At 72.4% G+C, this 18,848-nt stretch carries 14 protein-coding genes; 4 read left to right on the top strand and 10 right to left on the bottom strand.

Annotated elements, in window-relative coordinates; translation table 11 throughout:
• Positions 1-49: 49 nt before the first annotated feature.
• The 5 genes from BLW14_RS21825 to hrcA all read right to left on the bottom strand — a co-directional run bounded on the left by BLW14_RS21825 (position 50) and on the right by hrcA (position 4,735).
• Positions 50-583 (bottom strand): hypothetical protein, encoded by a 534-nt coding sequence (locus BLW14_RS21825; protein WP_256332860.1) that lies wholly within the window; start codon positions 581-583, stop codon positions 50-52.
• Between the two features lie 72 nt (positions 584-655).
• Positions 656-1,399, bottom strand: a complete 744-nt coding sequence (locus tag BLW14_RS21820; protein WP_093708885.1) for a 16S rRNA (uracil(1498)-N(3))-methyltransferase — start codon at positions 1,397-1,399, stop codon at positions 656-658.
• Positions 1,396-2,469, bottom strand: coding sequence for a nitronate monooxygenase (locus BLW14_RS21815; protein ID WP_093708884.1), 1,074 nt, complete (start codon positions 2,467-2,469; stop codon positions 1,396-1,398). Before BLW14_RS21815 ends, BLW14_RS21820 begins: the two co-directional genes overlap by 4 nt.
• A gap of 112 nt (positions 2,470-2,581) precedes the next feature.
• Positions 2,582-3,718 carry a molecular chaperone DnaJ gene (dnaJ, locus tag BLW14_RS21810; RefSeq protein WP_093708883.1) on the bottom strand — a complete coding sequence of 379 codons (1,137 nt, stop codon included), beginning with the start codon at positions 3,716-3,718 and terminating at the stop codon, positions 2,582-2,584.
• Positions 3,719-4,735, bottom strand: a complete 1,017-nt coding sequence (gene hrcA / locus BLW14_RS21805; protein WP_018518227.1) for a heat-inducible transcriptional repressor HrcA — start codon at positions 4,733-4,735, stop codon at positions 3,719-3,721.
• A 185-nt stretch (positions 4,736-4,920) separates the two neighbouring features.
• Between hrcA and BLW14_RS21800 the strand changes: the two genes are divergently transcribed.
• The 3 genes from BLW14_RS21800 (at position 4,921) to BLW14_RS21790 (ending at position 9,594) form a co-directional block, all read left to right on the top strand.
• Positions 4,921-5,640 carry an MBL fold metallo-hydrolase gene (locus BLW14_RS21800; protein ID WP_093708882.1) on the top strand — a complete coding sequence of 240 codons (720 nt, stop codon included), beginning with the start codon at positions 4,921-4,923 and terminating at the stop codon, positions 5,638-5,640.
• A gap of 144 nt (positions 5,641-5,784) precedes the next feature.
• Positions 5,785-6,603: a DUF3097 domain-containing protein gene (locus tag BLW14_RS21795; protein WP_093708881.1), complete on the top strand. Its 819-nt coding sequence runs from the start codon at positions 5,785-5,787 to the stop codon at positions 6,601-6,603.
• A 117-nt stretch (positions 6,604-6,720) separates the two neighbouring features.
• Complete coding sequence (locus BLW14_RS21790) at positions 6,721-9,594, top strand: ABC transporter substrate-binding protein (protein WP_093708880.1); 2,874 nt, start codon at positions 6,721-6,723, stop codon at positions 9,592-9,594.
• Positions 9,595-9,647: 53 nt separating this feature from the next.
• Here the strand turns inward: BLW14_RS21790 and hemW are convergent, their stop codons facing one another.
• The 4 genes from hemW to lepA all read right to left on the bottom strand — a co-directional run bounded on the left by hemW (position 9,648) and on the right by lepA (position 17,049).
• Complete coding sequence (hemW, locus tag BLW14_RS21785; protein ID WP_093708879.1) at positions 9,648-10,889, bottom strand: radical SAM family heme chaperone HemW; 1,242 nt, start codon at positions 10,887-10,889, stop codon at positions 9,648-9,650.
• Positions 10,890-10,944: 55 nt separating this feature from the next.
• On the bottom strand, positions 10,945-12,837 hold the full coding sequence (locus tag BLW14_RS21780) for an ATP-binding SpoIIE family protein phosphatase (protein WP_093708878.1): 1,893 nt from the start codon (positions 12,835-12,837) through the stop codon (positions 10,945-10,947).
• 221 nt (positions 12,838-13,058) lie between these two features.
• The gene (locus BLW14_RS21775; protein WP_093708877.1) at positions 13,059-14,948 is read right to left on the bottom strand and encodes an AMP-dependent synthetase/ligase; all 1,890 of its coding nucleotides are present in this window, start codon (positions 14,946-14,948) and stop codon (positions 13,059-13,061) included.
• A 226-nt stretch (positions 14,949-15,174) separates the two neighbouring features.
• Positions 15,175-17,049, bottom strand: a complete 1,875-nt coding sequence (gene lepA, locus BLW14_RS21770) for a translation elongation factor 4 (RefSeq protein WP_026242679.1) — start codon at positions 17,047-17,049, stop codon at positions 15,175-15,177.
• Positions 17,050-17,263: 214 nt separating this feature from the next.
• Between lepA and rpsT the strand changes: the two genes are divergently transcribed.
• Positions 17,264-17,530: a 30S ribosomal protein S20 gene (rpsT, locus tag BLW14_RS21765; RefSeq protein ID WP_018518219.1), complete on the top strand. Its 267-nt coding sequence runs from the start codon at positions 17,264-17,266 to the stop codon at positions 17,528-17,530.
• A 318-nt stretch (positions 17,531-17,848) separates the two neighbouring features.
• Here the strand turns inward: rpsT and holA are convergent, their stop codons facing one another.
• On the bottom strand, positions 17,849-18,844 hold the full coding sequence (holA, locus tag BLW14_RS21760; RefSeq protein WP_093708876.1) for a DNA polymerase III subunit delta: 996 nt from the start codon (positions 18,842-18,844) through the stop codon (positions 17,849-17,851).
• Between the last annotated feature and the right edge of the window lie 4 nt (positions 18,845-18,848).

Here is an 18,848-nt window from a genome sequence, read left to right as displayed (position 1 = left end):
CCCGGGGATATGCGGACCACGGGAAAGGTCAACGCCCCACACGATGCCCCTACTTGCCCGGGTACGCGGTGACCGTGACGGTCACCGTGGCCGTCGGGCCGTTGCCCCGGCCCGGGACTCCGGCGGGCGGTGCGGTCGTGGCCGGGGCGGCGCAGTCGCCGAGCAGGGTGGCCCGGAAGACGGCGCGCCCACCGGTCCTCGCGGTCATGTCGCCGCGTACGCAGCGGCCCTCGACGGCATGGGTCACCTTCCCGTCCAGCGCGATGTCCCCGCCGGACTTCGTCTCGCCGTCGCAGTGGACCTCGGCCACCCGGCGCACGGAGGCGGAGGGCGCCGCGGAACGGGTGGCGCCGCCCCTGTCGAGGGAGGCCGTGCAGGTCAGCCAGCGCACGTGGACGCCCTCGTGCTCCAGTGCCCGGGTGGCGGTCCGGTCGGTGGTGACGGCGACGGACGCGGTGTTCAACGCGCCCGCAGCGTCCACCGGTTCACAGGCGGCGAGGCCGGCGACGGCCGCCGCGGCGAGGCAGAGTGCGGCCGGAAAGCGACGGGCCGTACGCCGGCCCCTTGCCCTTGATGTCCCCATACGGGCAGCTTCCCACCGTACCTGGCGGTGCGGTAGAGCACTTCCGGGCACAACCACCCCATCGGGGACGGTCTACGACCAGCGCCCCGTACGCCCCAGCAGCAGCGCGGTCGCCGCGGTGCCCGCCGTCGAGGTGCGCAGGACCGAGGGACCGAGCCGGCAGGTGCGGGCTCCGGCTGCGGTGAACGCGGCCAGTTCGTCCGGGGAGACACCGCCCTCGGGGCCGACGACCAGCACGATCTCGCCCGCGTCGGGCAGGGCGACGGTGGCCAGGGGCTCGCTGTCGTAGTCGCGGTCCTCGTGCAGGACGGCCGCGAAGTCCGCCGCGGCCAGCAGGCCCGCGACCTGCTTGGTGGTGGCCAGGTCGGCCACGTCCGGGAAGCGCACGCGGCGGGACTGCTTGCCGGCCTCGCGGGCCGTACCGCGCCATTTGGCCAGGGACTTGAGACCGCGGTCGCCCTTCCACTGGGTGATGCAGCGCGCCGCCTGCCACGGCACGACCCCGTCGACTCCGGTCTCGGTCATCGTCTCCACGGCGACCTCGCCCCGGTCCCCCTTGGGCAGGGCCTGGACGACGGTGATCCGGACGGCGGGGGCCGGCTCCTCGTGGACCGGGTCCAGGTCGACGACGAGCCGGTCCTTGCCCTCGGCGGCCCGCACGAGGCCGGGCGCCCACCGGCCGCGGCCGTCGGTCAGGACGACCTCCTCGCCGGTGCGCAGGCGCTTCACGGATACCGCGTGCCGCCCTTCGGGGCCGTCGAGGACGAACTCCGGTGCGTCCGCCAGCTGTTCGACGACGAAGACGGGTGCCGTCACTGCGTACTCCTCGTGCTCACTGCCGTCCGTGCGGCGTCCAGTTCCTCGGCGAGCAGCCGGACCAGCCGGGCCGCCGGCAGTTCGCGGGCCATCCGGTGGCCCTGCCCGGCCCACAGCGCCATGCCCTGCGCGTCCCCGGCCTTGGCGGCCGCCTTGCGGAGCACGGAGGTCATGTGGTGGACCTGGGGGTAGGCGGCGGGGGCGTACGGTCCGTGCTCGCGCACGAAGCGGTTGACCAGGCCGCGTGCCGGGCGGCCGGAGAACGCCCTGGTCAGGGTGGTCCGGACGAACAGCGGGTTGGTCAGGGCCTTCTTGTGCAGCACATGGGCGCCGGACTCCGGGCAGGGCAGGAAGGCGGTGCCCAGCTGGGCGGCGTCGGCGCCCGCCGCGAGCACGGCGGCGATCTGGGAGCCCCGCATCAGGCCGCCGGCGGCGACGACCGGTATCTGCACCGTCTCGCGGACCTGGGTCACCAGGCTGAGCAGCCCGGTGCCGCCGTCCTCGGTGGCCGGGTCGTCCTGGAAGGTGGAGCGGTGGCCGCCCGCCTCGGTGCCCTGGGCGCAGACGGCGTCGGCCCCGGCCCACTGGGCGGCCTGCGCCTCCTCGGGCGAGGTGACCGTGACGACGGTGTACGTACCGGCCGCGGCGAACGCGTCGAGCGTGTCGCGCGAGGGGCAGCCGAAGGTGAAGGAGACGACCGGGACGGGGGCGTCGAGGAGGACGGCGAGCTTGTCCTCGTACCCGTCGTCGCCGGGGACGTCGGTGTCGCCGAGGGGAGTCTCGTACCAGGCGGCCTCGCCCGTGAGCCGGCGGCGGTAGACGTCCAGGGCCGCGGGGTCGGTGTGGCTCTGCTGCGGCATGAAGAGGTTGACGCCGAAGGGCTGCCCGGTCAGGCCGCGCACCTGGTCGATCTCGTCGCGGATGCCGTCCGCCGTCCTGTACCCGGCGGCCAGGAAGCCGAGCCCGCCGGCCTCGGAGACGGCCGCGGCGAGCTGCGGGCAGGAGGGACCGCCGGCCATGGGGGCCTGCACGATCGGATACCGGCAGAGATCGGTCAGCGCGGAGGACATGACCGCATCGTGTCACGTCCCTGGTGTCCCGTGATGCCCGCCCCGCGACGGCGTAGGGCCCCGGCGCGGTACGGACCCGGAGACCGGGTCCGTACCGCGTGGAGAGGTGCCGTCAGCGGCCGTTGAAGGCGTCCTTCAGGCGGGAGAACAGGCCCTGCTGGCCGGGCTGGAACTGGCCGGTGGGCCGCTCCTCGCCGCGCAGCTTGGACAGTTCGCGCAGGAGGCGTTCCTGCTCGGGGTCCAGCTTCATCGGGGTGGTCACCTCGACGTGCACGATGAGGTCGCCGCGTCCGCCGCCGCGCAGGTGCGTGATGCCGCGCCCGTGCAGCGGGACGGACTGGCCGGACTGGGTGCCCGGCCGGATGTCGACCTCCTCCAGGCCGTCCAGCGTCTCCAGCGGCACCTTGGTGCCGAGGGCCGCCGCCGTCATGGGGATGGTGACCGTGCAGTGCAGGTCGTCGCCGCGGCGCTGGAACACCGAGTGCGGCAGCTCGTGGATCTCGACGTAGAGGTCGCCGGCGGGGCCGCCGCCGGGGCCGACCTCACCCTCGCCCGCGAGCTGGATGCGGGTGCCGTTGTCGACACCGGCGGGGATCTTCACGGTCAGCGTGCGCCGCGAGCGGATGCGGCCGTCGCCGGCGCACTCCGGGCAGGGGGTCGGCACGACCGTACCGAAGCCCTGGCACTGCGGGCAGGGCCGCGAGGTCATGACCTGACCGAGGAAGGACCGGGTGACCTGGGAGACCTCACCGCGGCCGCGGCACATGTCGCAGGTCTGCGCGGAGGTACCGGGGGCCGCCCCCTCGCCGCTGCACGTCGTACACACGACGGCCGTGTCGACCTGGATGTCCTTGGTGGTGCCGAAGGCCGCCTCGGCGAGGTCGATCTCCAGCCGGATCATGGCGTCCTGGCCGCGTCGGGTGCGCGAACGGGGTCCGCGCTGCGACGACGTACCGAAGAACGCGTCCATGATGTCGGAGAAGTTGCCGAAGCCGCCCTGTCCGAAGCCGCCGGCGCCGCCGCCCCCGGACTGGGAGAGGGGGTCGCCGCCGAGGTCGTAGACCTGCTTCTTCTGGGCGTCCGACAGCACCTCGTAGGCGGCGTTGATCTCCTTGAACCGCTCCTGGGTCTTCGGATCGGGGTTCACGTCCGGGTGCAGCTCGCGGGCGAGCCTCCGGAATGCCTTCTTGATCTCGTCCTGAGAAGCGTCGCGGCGCACGCCGAGTACGGCGTAGTAGTCCGTGGCCACTTACGACTCCGCCAGGATCTGTCCGACGTAACGTGCCACTGCGCGTACCGCTCCCATCGTTCCGGGGTAGTCCATGCGGGTCGGTCCGACCACGCCGAGTTTGGCGACTGCCTCGTCGCCCGAACCGTAGCCGACCGCGACGACGGACGTGGAGTTGAGGCCCTCGTGGGCGTTCTCGTGCCCGATGCGTACGGTCATGCCCGAGTCCTTGGCCTCGCCGAGCAGCTTCAGCAGCACGACCTGTTCCTCCAGTGCTTCGAGCACCGGCCGGATCATCACAGGGAAGTCGTGTCCGAAGCGGGTGAGGTTGGAGGTGCCGCCGATCATCAGCCGCTCCTCCGTCTCCTCGACGAGGGTTTCGAGCAGGATCGAGAGGACGGTGGACACGGTTCCCCGGTCCTCGCTCTCGAAGGATTCCGGCAGGTCCTGCACCAGCTGCGGGACGTCCGCGAAGCGGCGTCCCACCACCCGGCTGTTGAGCCGGGCCCGCAGGTCCGCGAGCGCGGTCTCGCCGAACGGCGCCGGGCAGTCGACCAGCCGCTGTTCGACCCGGCCGGTGTCCGTGATCAGCACGAGCATCAGCCGCGCCGGTGCCAGCGACAGCAGTTCCACATGCCGCACCGTCGAGCGGGTCAGCGAGGGGTACTGCACGACGGCGACCTGCCGGGTCAGCTGCGCGAGCAGCCGTACGGTGCGGCCCACGACGTCGTCGAGGTCGACCGCGCCGTCGAGGAAGTTCTGGATGGCGCGGCGCTCCGGCGACGAGAGGGGCTTGACGCCCGCGAGCTTGTCGACGAAGAGCCGGTAGCCCTTGTCCGTCGGGATGCGCCCCGCGCTGGTGTGGGGCTGGGCGATGAAGCCCTCGTCCTCCAGCACCGCCATGTCGTTGCGGACGGTGGCCGGGGAGACCCCGAGCTTGTGCCGCTCCGTGAGCGCCTTGGAGCCTACGGGCTCCTCGGTGCCGACGTAGTCCTGGACGATGGCGCGCAGCACTTCGAGTCTGCGTTCGCTGAGCATCGCGCGCACACCTCCAGCTGTCCATCTCGTGGTCCTCGGGCCGTTCCCGGGATTCCTCCTGGCACTCGGTACGTACGAGTGCCAGCGATCCCCGGCCAGTGTACGGCGACGGGGTGGCTTCCTAGCAAGGGCGACCGGCCACCGTGCCGCAGGACCGCGCAGGTCGCTGCCGATAGCGTCGCCCCATGGACGCCTCTTGGGAAGACTTCGGGTGGGAGCGGCTGGGCCCCGGAACGGGCCGACGGCGCCTTCCGGTGTGGGACGCCACGGCCCTGCTGGTGGCCGGCGCGGACGGAGTGCTGCTCTGCGACACCGGTGCGTCACTGCGCGAGGGCGTCGAGCTGCGTACGCAGGCGGAGGCGCTGCTCGGCCGGAGGGTGACGCACATCGCACTCAGTCACCCGCACTTCGATCATGTGCTGGGCACAGCCGCCTTCGCCGGGGCCCGGGTGTACGGCGCGGCCGGCATGACGGAGCTGCTGCGGCGCGGGGCGGGCGAGCTGTACGCGGACGCGGTGTCCCAGGGCCTGCCCGAGCCGGACGCGGCGGAGTCCGTCGACACGCTGGTGGCCCCGGGCGAGGAGGTGGACGGGGAGCGGGTGCTGGACCTGGGCGGCCGGCAGGTGGTGCTGGTGAACGTGGGCGCGGCGCACAGCGGCCACGACCTGGCGGTGCTGGTCCCCGGCTCTGCGCCGCTGGTGTTCTGCGGCGACCTGGTGGAGGAGTCGGGCGAGCCGCAGGCCGGTCCGGACGCCCTGCCCGCCCGCTGGCCGGCGGCGCTTGACCGGCTTCTGGAGCTGGGCGGCGAGGACGCGCTGTACGTGCCGGGGCACGGGGCGGTGGTGGACGCGGCCTTCGTCCGGGCGCAGCGGGACGCGCTGGCGGGACGGTTCGGCGGGTCGTAGCGGGACGCGCCGGCGGGACGGTTCGGCGGGTCGTAGCGGGACGCGCCGGCGGGACGGTTCGGCGGGTCGTAGCGGGGAAGGGCGGACCGCCGGGCGGCCTCACGGTTCGGCGTGTCGCGGGTCTTCCCCGCTTATCGTCGTGCGATGCGCAGCTACCAGCCGGATCTGACCCCGCCGTGGAAGAAGTCCGCCCCCGCCCCCGAAGTGCCCGCCGAGACCGATCTGGTCGTGGAGGAGGCCGTCACCGGTTTCTGCGGTGCGGTGATCCGGTGCGAGAAGACCGCCGAGGGGCCGACGGTGACCCTGGAGGACCGGTTCGGCAAGCACCGGGTCTTCCCGATGACGCCGCGCGGCTTCCTGCTTGAGGGCCGGGTGGTGACGCTGGTGCGCCCGTCGGCCGGCGGACCGGTGCGGCCCGCGCGTACGGCCTCCGGTTCGGTGGCGGTGCCGGGGGCGCGGGCCCGGGTGGCGCGGGCCGGGCGGATCTACGTGGAGGGGCGGCACGACGCGGAGCTGGTCGAGCGGGTGTGGGGCGACGACCTGCGCATCGAGGGCGTGGTCGTCGAGTACCTGGAGGGCATCGACGACCTTCCGGCGATCGTGCGCGAGTTCGGGCCGGCGCCGGACGCCCGGCTGGGCGTGCTGGTCGACCATCTGGTGCCCGGCTCCAAGGAGTCGCGGATCGCGGCCCAGGTCTCCGGGGACAGCGTCCTGGTGGTCGGCCATCCGTACATCGACGTGTGGGAGGCCGTGAAGCCCGCGTCGGTGGGGATCGCCGGCTGGCCGGTGGTGCCGCGTGGGCAGGACTGGAAAACGGGGGTGTGCCGGGCGCTGGGGTGGCCGGAGAACACCGGCGCGGCCTGGCAGCGGATTCTGTCCTCGGTCCGGTCCTACCGTGACCTTCAGCCCGAACTCCTGGGCCGGGTAGAGGAATTGATTGATTTCGTCACCCTTCCGGACTGATGTCCGGCGGGCTTTCCCGTCGATCCCGCACCGATACGGACGAATGCCTGCGCCTCGCACGCATCATCGGTTATTGAGTGGGGCCAGGCTCTTTTCGCGAGGGAAGGCACGGGGGCGATGGCGCGCGAGGTTTGGCGGGACAGTGCGGACAACGAGGCGGCCTCCGCCGTCTTCCACTTCGTCCAGCAGCTCATCGACCGCTTCTCCGACAACCGGCCCGTGATGCCGCTGGTGGTCCTCCAGGCCGCCGACGCCGACGTGCCGGCCGCCGTGGACGCCCGGGTCGAACAGATCGTCCGGCAGATCCACCGGGCCAACCAGCCGCGCCGCGTCCCGCTGAAGCTGCTCGAAGGGCGCGGCCCGACGCCGTACGACGCGGCCCTGGACATGGTCCGCACGCTGACCGAGAAGCCGTGGGAGACCCGGGGCGGATCGCAGTACAAGCCGTTCGCCTTCCCACGCTCCCGGCTGCTCGGGGCCATCGAGCAGGCCAGCGAGGCCGTGCTGCGGGATCCGGAACCGGGCGGCTCCCGGGACCAGCGCGACGAACGGATCCTGGAGGAGCTGAGCGCGCTGCGCTGGCGGGCCGGGCGGCGCGGCCGGGGCACCTGGTGGAGCGCGCTGCGCGAGTCGGTGCGGCCGGAGACGTTCGTGGGCGCCGTGGTCATCGCGGTCCTGGGCGTGCTGCTCGGCGAGATCGGCTGGCTGCCGACCACGCTGGTGGCCGTGGGGGCGGTCCTCGGGCTCTCGGTCGTCCGGCTGCTGACGACGTCCGCGCCGCCGCTGCTGTGGCTGCGCCGGGCCAGCAAGTGGTTCGCCACCACCTCCTCGCTGGCCGCCGCCAGTACCGGCTACCCGTCCGACGGCTGGTCGCGGTTCTCGCCGAGCGGTTCGTGGCGGGTGATCCGGGCGCGGGCGGCGGTGGTCGCCGGGCGGGTGGCCGACGCGGCGGCCGGCGACGAGCGGTCCCGCCAGTTCCACCTGGAGCTGCGGGTGCAGGCGCTGCTGGAGGACCTGCGCAACAACTACCGGCCGCACGCGGCGGACTGGCGGCGCGGCAAGCGCACGGTGCCGCCGGTGGTCTTCCTGCCGACGGCCGGCCAGGGCAACGGCGGCATCCAGCTGATCAACGCCATCAACAACGTGCGCTCCCGGCGCAGCGAGGTCGATCCGCTGCTGCTCCTGGCCTCTCTGCCGGCCGCCGAGATCCTGCGGCACACCCCGCCGCTGCCGCCCGATCCGCCGCCCGTGCACACCGGCGCGGCCCGTGCCCGGTACGAGGACTGGGTCGGTCACCTCAGCGTCGGCCAGTCGCCCACGGCCACCGCCACGCCCGCCTGGGTGCTGCGGCTGCCGCTGTCGACGGCCCAGCTGACCCATGAGCACGCGCACGCCCAGCTGTCCACGGAGCGGGTGCGCCGGACGTGGGTGTGGTGGGTGATGTCGCGGACGACGGTCGCCTGCCTGGTGGCCGGCGCGCTGCTGGGGACACTGCTGCTGAGCAACCATCTGGCGGACCGTTACTGCCACGGACCGCTCACGGACGTCAACACGGACTCGGTGCGGCTGACCGGTCCGGGCGGCGGGGACAAGGAGTGCATAGGCGTGGCCACGACCACGAAGGTGCGCTTCTCCGAGGGCAACGGCCTGGAGCTGGACGGGGCCGGGGCGGGCACCACCTTCGACCGGATCGAGCGGGCGGTGGCCGAGGAGAACGCCTCGATCGAGCCGGGCGACAAGTACGTCACCCTGATCTACGCGGGCCCGTTCACCGCCCCGTCCCCGGAGGGCACCCGCAAGGCCCTGGAGGAGCTGACCGGCGTCTACCTCTACCAGCACCACACCAACACGCTGGACTTCTCCGTGAAGCTGCGGGTCCTGACGGCCAACGGCGGGCAGGACATGCTCCAGCAGATACCGGCGGTGAAGAAGATCATCGAGGTGGCCGGAAGAGACCCCTCGGTCGTCGGCGTGGTCGGGCTCGGCCGCGACACCACCGACAGCCCGGAGGCCACCGCGCTCCTCCAGCGCGCGGGCCTGCCCGTGGTCGACACCACCAACTCCGGCGGCTACCTGGCGACCGACTACTCCAACTACTTCGGTCTGGCCGCCACCGACCAGGAGCAGGCGGACGCCCTCGGCCTGATCGCGAAGCAGGTGGCGGGGAAGGCGGGCGGCAAGGGCAGGCCGCGGGCCCTGGTCCTGTCGCGCAAGCTCGGCAACAACGACAAGGACCGCTACACGGTGGAGCAGCGCAAGGTGGGCAGCGCGATGCTCGCCAAGTCGGGCTTCGCGCTCTCGGAGCCGGTGGAGTACAGCCTCGGCCGCCGCAGCAGCGCCGACCTGGACCGGCCGGTGCAGCAGATCTGCGCGGCGGACCCGGCGCCGCAGGCGCTGTACTTCGCGGGCCGGGTCGAGGACGTCGCCAACCTGATGAGCCGGCTCGCCCACAGCTGCTCCCGCCGCCCCATCACCGTCTTCACGGGCGACGACCTGACGAAGGCCCGGCTCGACGCGAGCACGGACACCACGAAGAACGTCACGCTCTACCACACCGCCCTCGCGCCGATGGGCCGCGGCCGCGCCGACGGCTTCTACGGGGAGTCGCACCAGGCCCTGCAGAAGCTGCTCCCGGAGGGCCGGACGCTTCCCCGGCTGCCGGCGTCGAAACCGTACGAGGACCCGCTCTTCGCGAGCGGTCAGTCGGTGATGTCGTACAGCGCCACGGCCGCGCTGTACGACGCGGCGAGCCACGGCGACGCGGTGAACAGCGCCGCGGAGACCTGGGCGAACCTGTACGCGGTGAACCTGCGGACCATGCCCACGGGCACGATCACCTTCCGCGGCTTCATCCCGTACGAGGCACAGGCGGGCCACGGTCTGGACGTCGTGCAGATCACCTACCCGGACGGCCGGAGCCACGCCCGGATCATCTGCGGCCGGGCGGCGGGGGCGCGGGCGCTGGAGCCTTCGGGGTGCCCGCTGAAGTGAGCGCGGGCCTGCGGGAGTGCGCGCGGTGGCGCGGTCCGGCGTACGCGCCCGCCTCAGTCCACCAGGTCGCGCACCACGGCGTCGGCCAGCAGGCGGCCGCGCAGGGTCAGCACGGCCCGCCCGTCCTCGAACGGTGCCGGTTCCAGGAGGCCGTCGTCCACCGCCCGGCGGGCGGCCGCGAGCCCGGCGGGGGCCAGCAGGGCGAGCGGGCAGCCGTCGACGAGCCGGAGCTCCAGCAGGATGCGCTCGACGCGGCGGTCCTCGGCGGACAGGATCTCGCGCCCGGCGCCCGGTGAGCGCCCTTCGGCGAGCGCCTGTGCGTACGCCCCCGGGTGCTTCACGTTCCACCAGCGCACGCCGCCGACGTGGCTGTGCGCCCCGGGGCCGGCGCCCCACCAGTCGGCGCCGCGCCAGTACAGCTCGTTGTGCAGGCAGCGGCCCTCGGGCGTGCGGGCCCAGTTCGACACCTCGTACCAGGAGTAGCCGGCGGCGGCCATCGCCTCGTCCGCGATGAGGTACCGGTCGGCGTGCGCGTCGTCGTCGGTCATCGGGATCTCGCCGCGCTTGATCCGGCGGGCGAGCCCGGTGCCCTCCTCGACGATCAGCGCGTACGCGGAGACGTGGTCGGGGCCGGCGCCGATCGCCGCGTCCAGGGACGCGCGCCAGTCGTCGTCGGACTCGCCGGGGGTCCCGTAGATCAGGTCGAGGTTGATGTGCTCGAAACCGGCCGCCCTCGCCTCGGCGACGCACGCCTCGGGCCTGCCCGGGGTGTGGGTGCGGTCGAGGATCTTCAGGACGTGCTGCCGGGCGCTCTGCATGCCGAAGGAGATCCGGTTGAAGCCGCCCTCGCGCAGCTCGGCCAGATAGTCCGGGCCCACGGATTCCGGGTTGGCCTCGGTGGTGATCTCGGCGTCCTCCGCGAGCCCGAACTCCTCGCGGACCGCCGCCAGCATCCGTACCAGGTCGGCGGCGGCCAGCAGGGTCGGCGTGCCGCCGCCTACGAAGACCGTGCGGACCGGGCGCGGGTCGTCGCCGAGGACCTTGCGGGCCTGGCGGACCTCCCCGATCAGATGGGCGGCGTAGTTGTCGCGTGAGGCCAGCGCACCGCCGGAGCCGCGCAGCTCGGTCGCGGTGTAGGTGTTGAAGTCGCAGTAGCCGCAGCGGGTCGCGCAGTACGGCACGTGCAGGTAGAAGCCGAGCGGGCGGCCGGCTGCGCCTTCCAGGGCATGGCGGGGCAGCGCCCCGTCGTCGGGCACGGGTTCACCATCGGGCAGTACGGAAGGCATACCGTCCATTGTCGCGCGCCGCCCGGCAACCGGACGCCACGCCTCTTCCCCGCCCCGCCCGCTCCTATTCGGCCTGGAGAACCAGCAGCGCCAGGTCGTCGTCCGGCGGGCGCTCGGCGAAGTCGTGCACGGCGTGCTTGATGCGCTCCGCGATCTCCTCCGCGCTCAGCCCCGCGCAGCCGGAGAGCGCCTGCGCGAGCCCGTCGCCGTCGTCGAACATCTCCCCGCCCGAGCGCCGCTCCGTGACCCCGTCGGTGACGCAGAGCAGGCTGTCGCCGGGCGCCAGGTCGAAGCTCTGGGTCTCGTAGACGGCGTCGTCCATGAGGCCCAGCAGCAGCTGCGGCTCGGCGGCGGGCCGCACGGTCCCGTCCGGGCGCAGCAGCAGCGGCAGCGGGTGGCCCGCGCTGGCCAGGGTGCAGCGGGCACCGCCGCCGGGCAGCGGCACCAGCTCCCCGTACAGCAGGGAGAGGAAGCGGGACTGCCCGCCGTTGTCCTCGGAGTGCTGGCCACCGGCGGCGGCGACCATGAGCGCGGCGGCCTCGGCGGCCTCCATCGCGTCGTCCAGGAGCAGCCGGTTGAGCCGGACCAGCACCTCGTCGGCCTGGAAGCCCTCGCGGGCCAGCAGCCGCAGCCAGGGGCGGGCGAGACCGGTGACGACGGCGGCCTCCGGACCGCTGCCCTGGACGTCGCCGAGCACGAAGCACCAGCGGTCGCCGGGGCACGGGAAGATGTCGTAGAAGTCACCGCCGACGACCCCGTCGTCGCTCGGTTCGTAGACCAGGGAACTGGCGACGCCCGGTATCTCGGCGACCTTGCTGGGCAGCAGTCCGCGCTGGAGGATGCGGCTGATGGTGGCCTGGCGGGTGTAGGCGCGGGCGGCGCCGACGGCGAGGCCGACCCGGCGCACGAAGTCCTCGATGAGGGCCGTCAGCTCGTCGGGCAGCCGGACGGTGGTCTCGCGGCCCAGGAGTACGGCTCCGAGGGTGCGGCCGCCCGAGGTGATCCGGTAGGCGAAGGCGACGCCCTCCTCGTCGTCCGGCGGTTCGCCGTCCTCGCCGCTCCCGGGCCACGGCATGGAGACCGCGCCGGTGCCGACGCGTTCGGGGAGCCGGAGCGGGTGGCCCTCCAGCAGGGTCCGCAGCGCCGGGATGCGCTCCTCGTCCACGTGCCAGATCTTGGCGAGGCGGGGGACGGCCGCGGGGCCGCCGCTCTCGGGCTCCAGCCAGATCGCGCACCAGTCGGCGAGCCGGGGGACGAGTAACTGTCCGGCCAGGGCCGCCACGATGTCCTCGTCGAGCTGCCCGGCCAGCAGGTCGGATGCCTCGGCGAGGAAGGAGAGCGCGCCGCGCCCCGCCCAGTCCCCGTCGTCGCGGGCGGTGCGCCGGGCGGTCGGGGCGAGGAGTTCGGCGGTGCGCAGCCCCCGGTCGAGGCCGGACTCGCCGCGCCCTTCGGGGAAGGGGTTCCAGTCGTCGACGGGGAGCCGGGCCCAGACGGTCTTCGTGCCCGTGCGGTAGGTGATGCCCCACCGTTCGGCGAGGGCCGCGACGATCTCCAGGCCGCGCCCGTAGTCGGCGGGCTCTCCCGCGCCCTCGGCGCTGTGCCCGTGGTCGCCGCGCACCGTGCGGGCGGGGTGGTGGTCGGAGACCTCCAGGACCAGCGCGGACTCCGCCTCCTCGGTGGCCTCCTCCAGCCGGAAGAGGAGTTCGACGGTGGTGCCCGCGTGGACAACGGCGTTGGTCACCAGTTCGCTGACGATGACCGACGCGTCCTCGGACAGCCGCTCGCTGAACCCCACCGCGGCGGGCAGCCCGAGCCCGGTCCACTCGGCGAGGGCGGCGGCGACGAACCTCCTGGCCGCGGAGGGCGCGAGGAGGTTGCCGGGCAGGCTGGTCCGGGCGACCGGCTGTGTGCCCGTGGCGGCGGTGGTTCCGGGACGCTGCACGATGTCCCGCTGCAAGGGAATGGACCCCACAGGGCGGCTCCTGACCTGTTCTCGCTCTGCCTGCTTCTCCGCTGTGCGCCGCTGACGACACGGACAGAGTGACAGATCGACCCTCCCCATACGCGCCGAGTTACCGAAGTGGGTGGTGAAGACGTTGCGCGAAAAACGCGCCGGCCCCCCGCGCCGGTGCGCGCGGGGGGCTTTCAGGGGGCGTACGGGAATGGAGCGGGCGCCGGTCAGGCCTCGCGGGAGCCCGCGTACATCTCCTCGATCAGGTCCTTGTACGTGCGCTCGACGACGGGCCGCTTCAGCTTGAGGCTGGGGGTGACCTCGCCGTGCTCGATGTCGAGGTCGCGCGGGAGCAGCCGGAACTTCTTGATGGTCTGCCAGCGCTGGAGGCCCTCGTTGAGCCGCTTCACGTAGCCGTCGATCAGCTCGACGGTCTTCGGCGAGGCGACGACGTCCGCGTACGACTTGCCCTCCATGCCGTTCTCGGCGGCCCAGCCGAGGATGGTGGGCTCGTCGAGGGCGATCAGCGCGGTGCAGAAGTTACGGTCCGCGCCGTGCACCAGGATGTTGGAGACGAACGGGCAGACCGCCTTGAACTGGCCCTCGACCTCGGCGGGCGCGATGTACTTGCCGCCGGACGTCTTGATCAGGTCCTTCTTGCGGTCGGTGATCCGCAGGTAGCCGTCCACGGACAGCTCGCCGATGTCACCGGTGTGGAACCAGCCGTCGGCCTCCAGCACCTCGGCGGTCTTGTCCGGCAGGCCCTGGTAGCCCTGCATGATGCCGGGGCCGCGCAGCAGGATCTCGCCGTCGTCGGCGATGCGGACCTCGGTGCCGGGGAGCGGCTTGCCGACCGTGCCGGTGCGGTAGCTCTCGCCGGGGTTGACGAAGGAGGCGGCGCTGGACTCGGTGAGGCCGTAGCCCTCCAGGATGTGGATGCCTGCGCCGGAGAAGAACAGGCCGATGTCGGGGGCGAGCGCGGCGGAGCCGGAGACGCAGGCGCGCAGCCGGCCGCCGAACGCCTCGCGGATCTTGGCGAAGACCAGGGTGTCGGCGACCTTGTGCTTGGCGCCGAGCGCGAAGGGCACGGACGCGTTGCCGGTGCGCCGGAAGTTGTCCTGCGAGACCCGGGCGTACTCGCGGGCGACGCCTGCCGCCCACTGGAAGATCTTGTACTTGGCCCCGCCGCCCGCGCGCGCCTTGGCCGCGACGCCGTTGTAGACCTTCTCGAAAATGCGCGGGACCGCCGCCATGTAGGTCGGCTGGACGACCGGCAGGTTCTCGATGATCTTGTCGACGCGGCCGTCGACGGCGGTGACGTGGCCTACCTCGATCTGCCCGGAGGTGAGGACCTTGCCGAAGACGTGGGCGAGCGGCAGCCAGAGGTACTGGACGTCGTCCTTGGTGATCAGGCCGGTGGAGACGGTGGCCTTGGCCATGTACGACCAGTTGTCGTGCGGCAGCCGTACGCCCTTGGGGCGGCCGGTGGTGCCCGAGGTGTAGATGAGGGTCGCCAGCTGCTCGGCGGTGATGGCGTCGACGCGCTCGCGGATCGCCTCCGGGTTCTTCGCCAGGTGCTCGGCGCCCAGGGCCTCCAGCTCGGCCAGGGTGAGCACCCAGCCCTCGGGGTCGCCCTCGGCCGGTCCCGCGCCCTCGGGGTCGATGACCACGACGTGGGCCAGGGCCGGCAGTTCGGCGCGGCGCTCGCGGGCCTTGGCCAGCTGGGAGGCGTCCTCGGCGATCAGGACCCGGCTCTCGGAGTCGGAGAGGATGAACGCCGACTCCTCGGCGTTGGTGGAGGGGTAGACCGTGGTGGTCGCGGCGCCCGCGCACATGACCCCGAGGTCGACGAGGATCCACTCGACCCGGGTCGACGAGGCGAGCGCGACGCGCTCCTCCGGCCGCACGCCGAGCGCGATCAGCCCGGCGGCCACGGCGTACACCCGCTCGGCGGCCTGCGCCCAGCTGAGCGACTTCCACTCGTCGGGGCCCTCGCCCCCGGCCGCGGGGACCGGGTAGCGGTAGGCCTCCCCGTCCGGGGTGGCCGCCACCCGGTCGATGAAGAGGGTCGCCACGGAGGGCGGACGGTTATCGATCATGGTCTGTGTGTCGCTCACGACATCCTCCGGGCCTGCGGCGTTACTTCACGACCGGCTGCTGCTTGATGTGATCCTGCGTGCTGCGATCCCGCTTGCTTAACTGGCGAGTAACTAAGAAGTCGTGATCAGGGTAAAGGGCCCGCGCGCCCCGCGTAAGAGGCAATCGGACCCCGCTTGATAACGAACGGACCCCCGCACCGCAGCGTGCTGCGATACGGGGGCCGCCGGTCCTGCGCTGCCGGGACTACTTCTTGGCCTTGCCCTCACCGGCGGACTCGTCGGTCGACAGCACGGAGATGAACGCGTCCTGCGGCACCTCCACGTTGCCGACCATCTTCATCCGCTTCTTGCCCTCCTTCTGCTTCTCCAGCAGCTTGCGCTTGCGGGAGATGTCGCCGCCGTAGCACTTGGCGAGGACGTCCTTGCGGATGGCGCGGACGGTCTCGCGGGCGATGACCCGGGAGCCGATGGCCGCCTGGATCGGCACCTCGAAGTTCTGCCGGGGGATGAGCTTCTGCAGCTTGGCGACGAGGCGCACACCGTACGCGTACGCCTTGTCCTTGTGCGTGACCGCGGAGAAGGCGTCGACCTTGTCGCCGTGCAGCAGGATGTCGACCTTGACGAGCTGCGCCGACTGCTCGCCGGTGGGCTCGTAGTCGAGGGAGGCGTAACCGCGGGTCTTGGACTTCAGCTGGTCGAAGAAGTCGAAGACGATCTCGGCGAGCGGCAGGGTGTAGCGGATCTCGACGCGGTCCTCGGAGAGGTAGTCCATGCCGAGGAGGGTGCCGCGGCGCTGCTGGCACAGCTCCATGATCGCGCCGATGAACTCGCTGGGCGCGAGGACCGTCGCCCGGACGACCGGCTCGTGCACCTTGTCGATCTTGCCCTCGGGGAATTCACTCGGGTTGGTGACGACGTGCTCGCTGCCGTCCTCCATCTCGACCCGGTAGACCACGTTGGGCGCGGTGGCGATGAGGTCGAGGCCGAACTCGCGCTCCAGCCGCTCGCGGACCACGTCCAGGTGGAGGAGGCCGAGGAAGCCGACGCGGAAGCCGAAGCCGAGCGCCGCGGAGGTCTCCGGCTCGTACACCAGGGCGGCGTCGTTGAGCTGGAGCTTGTCCAGGGCCTCGCGCAGGTCCGGGTAGTCCGAGCCGTCCAGCGGGTAGAGACCGGAGAACACCATCGGCTTGGGGTCCTTGTAGCCGCCCAGCGCCTCGGTCGCCCCGTTGTTCAGCGAGGTGATCGTGTCACCGACCTTGGACTGCCGGACGTCCTTGACACCGGTGATGATGTAGCCGACCTCGCCGACGCCGATGCCGTCGGACGGGGTCATCTCCGGCGAGGAGACACCGATCTCCAGCAGCTCGTGCGTGGCGCCGGTCGACATCATCCGGATGCGCTCGCGCTTGTTGAGCGAACCGTCGACGACACGGACGTACGTGACGACACCGCGGTACGAGTCGTAGACCGAGTCGAAGATCATCGCGCGGGCGGGCGCGTCGGCGTTCCCGACGGGCGCCGGGACGTCCCGGACGACGCGGTCGAGCAGCGCGTCCACGCCCATGCCGGTCTTCGCGGAGACCTTGAGCACATCCTCGGGCTGGCAGCCGATGAGGTGGGCCAGCTCCTCGGAGAACTTCTCGGGCTGCGCGGCCGGCAGGTCGATCTTGTTGAGCACCGGGACGATGGTGAGGTCGTTCTCCATCGCCAGGTAGAGGTTGGCCAGGGTCTGGGCCTCGATGCCCTGCGCGGCGTCGACCAGCAGGATCGTGCCCTCGCAGGCGGCGAGCGACCGGGAGACCTCGTAGGTGAAGTCGACGTGTCCCGGCGTGTCGATCATGTTGAGGACGTGGGTGCTGCCCTGGCCCTCACCGGTGGTCGGCGCCCAGGGCAGGCGGACGGCCTGGGACTTGATGGTGATGCCGCGCTCGCGCTCGATGTCCATCCGGTCGAGGTACTGAGCGCGCATCTGCCGCTGGTCGACCACCCCGGTGAGCTGGAGCATCCGGTCGGCAAGGGTCGACTTGCCATGGTCGATGTGCGCGATGATGCAGAAGTTGCGGATCAGCGCCGGGTCGGTACGGCTCGGCTCGGGCACGTGGAGAGGAGTCGCGGGCACGCAGGGTCCTGATTCTTGAGACGCCGGACGCCGTGTCTCGGGTCGGTTCGGGTCGGGGCGGATCTGTACGTAGCTCCCATCGTCCCACGCCTCCGGGGCGGCGACCGGTTTGGGCCGGTCCGACGGCTCCTGCTACCGTGGACAGCTGTGCCTCGTGGCTCTCGGGCCGCGCGGACACACATCGAAGATCCAACGAACCTGAAAAGGCTCTTTCGTGGCGAACATCAAGTCCCAGATCAAGCGGAACAAGACGAACGAGAAGGCGCGCCTGCGCAACAAGGCCGTCAAGTCCTCGCTCAAGACCGCGATCCGCAAGGCCCGCGAGGCCGTCGCCGCGGGTGACGTCGAGAAGGCCACCGTGGCCGTTCGCGCCGCCTCCCGTCAGCTCGACAAGGCTGTCTCGAAGGGTGTCATCCACAAGAACGCCGCCGCCAACAAGAAGTCGGCGCTGGCCTCCAAGGCTGCCACCCTCCAGGCCTGAGCGACCTGATCACCGCCGGAACGGACCAAGCGGGCCCTCTACCCCGCTCCTGACCGGCCCCCGCGTCGCACACCGAACCTGCGTTCGCCACGCGGGTGCGACGCACCCAGTCCAACCCGAGGCCCCGCCACCCTTTCCCCAGGGAGCGGGGCCTTCGGCGTGGGCTTTCAGCCCTGCCCGCCCGCGATCGGGCCGGCACGCCCACGGCCCGCGCGGCAAACCCAGCCCGTCCGGCGATTGAGGACGCATGAACGGCGAGTTCAAGCCCGTCCGGCGATTGAGGACAACCGCGGCGCACAGGGGCGAAACCGCACCGGACTACCGCGGGCCACGCCCGCCCCGCGCAGCCCCCGCCACGGCCACCACCGCCTTCTCCAGCGCGTACTCGGGGTCGTCCCCGCCCCCCTTCACCCCCGCGTCCGCCTCCGCGACCGCCCGCAGCGCCACCGCGACCCCGTCCGGCGTCCACCCCCGCATCTGCTGCCGCACCCGGTCGATCTTCCACGGCGGCATCCCCAGCTCACGCGCGAGATCCGCCGGCCGCCCCCCGCGCGCCGACGACAGCTTGCCGATCGCCCGGACGCCCTGGGCGAGCGCGCTGGTGATCAGGACGGGGGCCACCCCCGTGGACAGCGACCAGCGCAGCGCCTCCAGGGCCTCCGCCGCCCGCCCCTCGACCGCCCGGTCGGCGACCGTGAAGCTCGACGCCTCCGCCCGCCCCGTGTAGTAGCGCCCGACGACCGCCTCGTCGATCGTGCCCTCGATGTCCGCGACGAGCTGCGACACCGCGCTGGCCAGCTCCCGCAGATCGCTGCCGATGGAGTCGACCAGCGCCTGGCACGCCTCGGGCGTCGCGGAGCGCCCCAGCGCGCGGAACTCGCCCCGTACGAAGGACAGCCGCTCGGCCGGCTTCGTCGTCTTCGGGCACGCGACCTCGCGGGCTCCCGCCTTGCGGGCCGCGTCGAGCAGGCCCTTGCCCTTGGCGCCCCCCGCGTGCAGCAGGACGAGCGTGATCTCCTCGACCGGGTCGTCCAGGTACTTCTTGACGTCCTTGACCGCGTCCGCGCTGAGATCCTGCGCGTTGCGCACGACCACGACCTTGCGCTCGGCGAACAGTGAGGGGCTGGTCAGCTCGGCCAGCGTGCCCGGCTGGAGCTGGTCGGGCATGAGGTCCCGGACGTCCGTGTCGGCGTCGGCGGCGCGCGCGGCCGCCACCACCTGCTGCACGGCGCGGTCGAGGAGCAGGTCCTCCTGACCCACGGCGAGCGTGAGCGAGGCGAGCGGGTCGTCGGTGGAATTCCTTCTGGTGGCCATCGCC

Origin of the sequence: Streptomyces sp. 2131.1, from assembly GCF_900105515.1 — a bacterium.
Classification (GTDB): Bacteria; Actinomycetota; Actinomycetes; order Streptomycetales; family Streptomycetaceae; genus Streptomyces; species Streptomyces drozdowiczii.
The sequence above is the reverse complement of the archived record's forward strand: the minus strand, read 5'-3'. Positions and strand labels throughout refer to the sequence as shown.

What these genes read in the sequence shown, in the direction of transcription:
- hemW (WP_093708879.1), bottom strand. Translation starts at nt 10,889, where the DNA reads ATGGACGGTATGCCTTCCGTACTGCCCGATGGTGAACCCGTGCCCGAC.
- BLW14_RS21825 (WP_256332860.1), bottom strand. Translation starts at nt 583, where the DNA reads ATGGGGACATCAAGGGCAAGGGGCCGGCGTACGGCCCGTCGCTTTCCG.
- holA (WP_093708876.1), bottom strand. Translation starts at nt 18,844, where the DNA reads ATGGCCACCAGAAGGAATTCCACCGACGACCCGCTCGCCTCGCTCACG.
- BLW14_RS21790 (WP_093708880.1), top strand. Translation starts at nt 6,721, where the DNA reads ATGGCGCGCGAGGTTTGGCGGGACAGTGCGGACAACGAGGCGGCCTCC.
- hrcA (WP_018518227.1), bottom strand. Translation starts at nt 4,735, where the DNA reads ATGCTCAGCGAACGCAGACTCGAAGTGCTGCGCGCCATCGTCCAGGAC.
- BLW14_RS21800 (WP_093708882.1), top strand. Translation starts at nt 4,921, where the DNA reads ATGGACGCCTCTTGGGAAGACTTCGGGTGGGAGCGGCTGGGCCCCGGA.
- BLW14_RS21795 (WP_093708881.1), top strand. Translation starts at nt 5,785, where the DNA reads ATGCGCAGCTACCAGCCGGATCTGACCCCGCCGTGGAAGAAGTCCGCC.
- BLW14_RS21815 (WP_093708884.1), bottom strand. Translation starts at nt 2,469, where the DNA reads ATGTCCTCCGCGCTGACCGATCTCTGCCGGTATCCGATCGTGCAGGCC.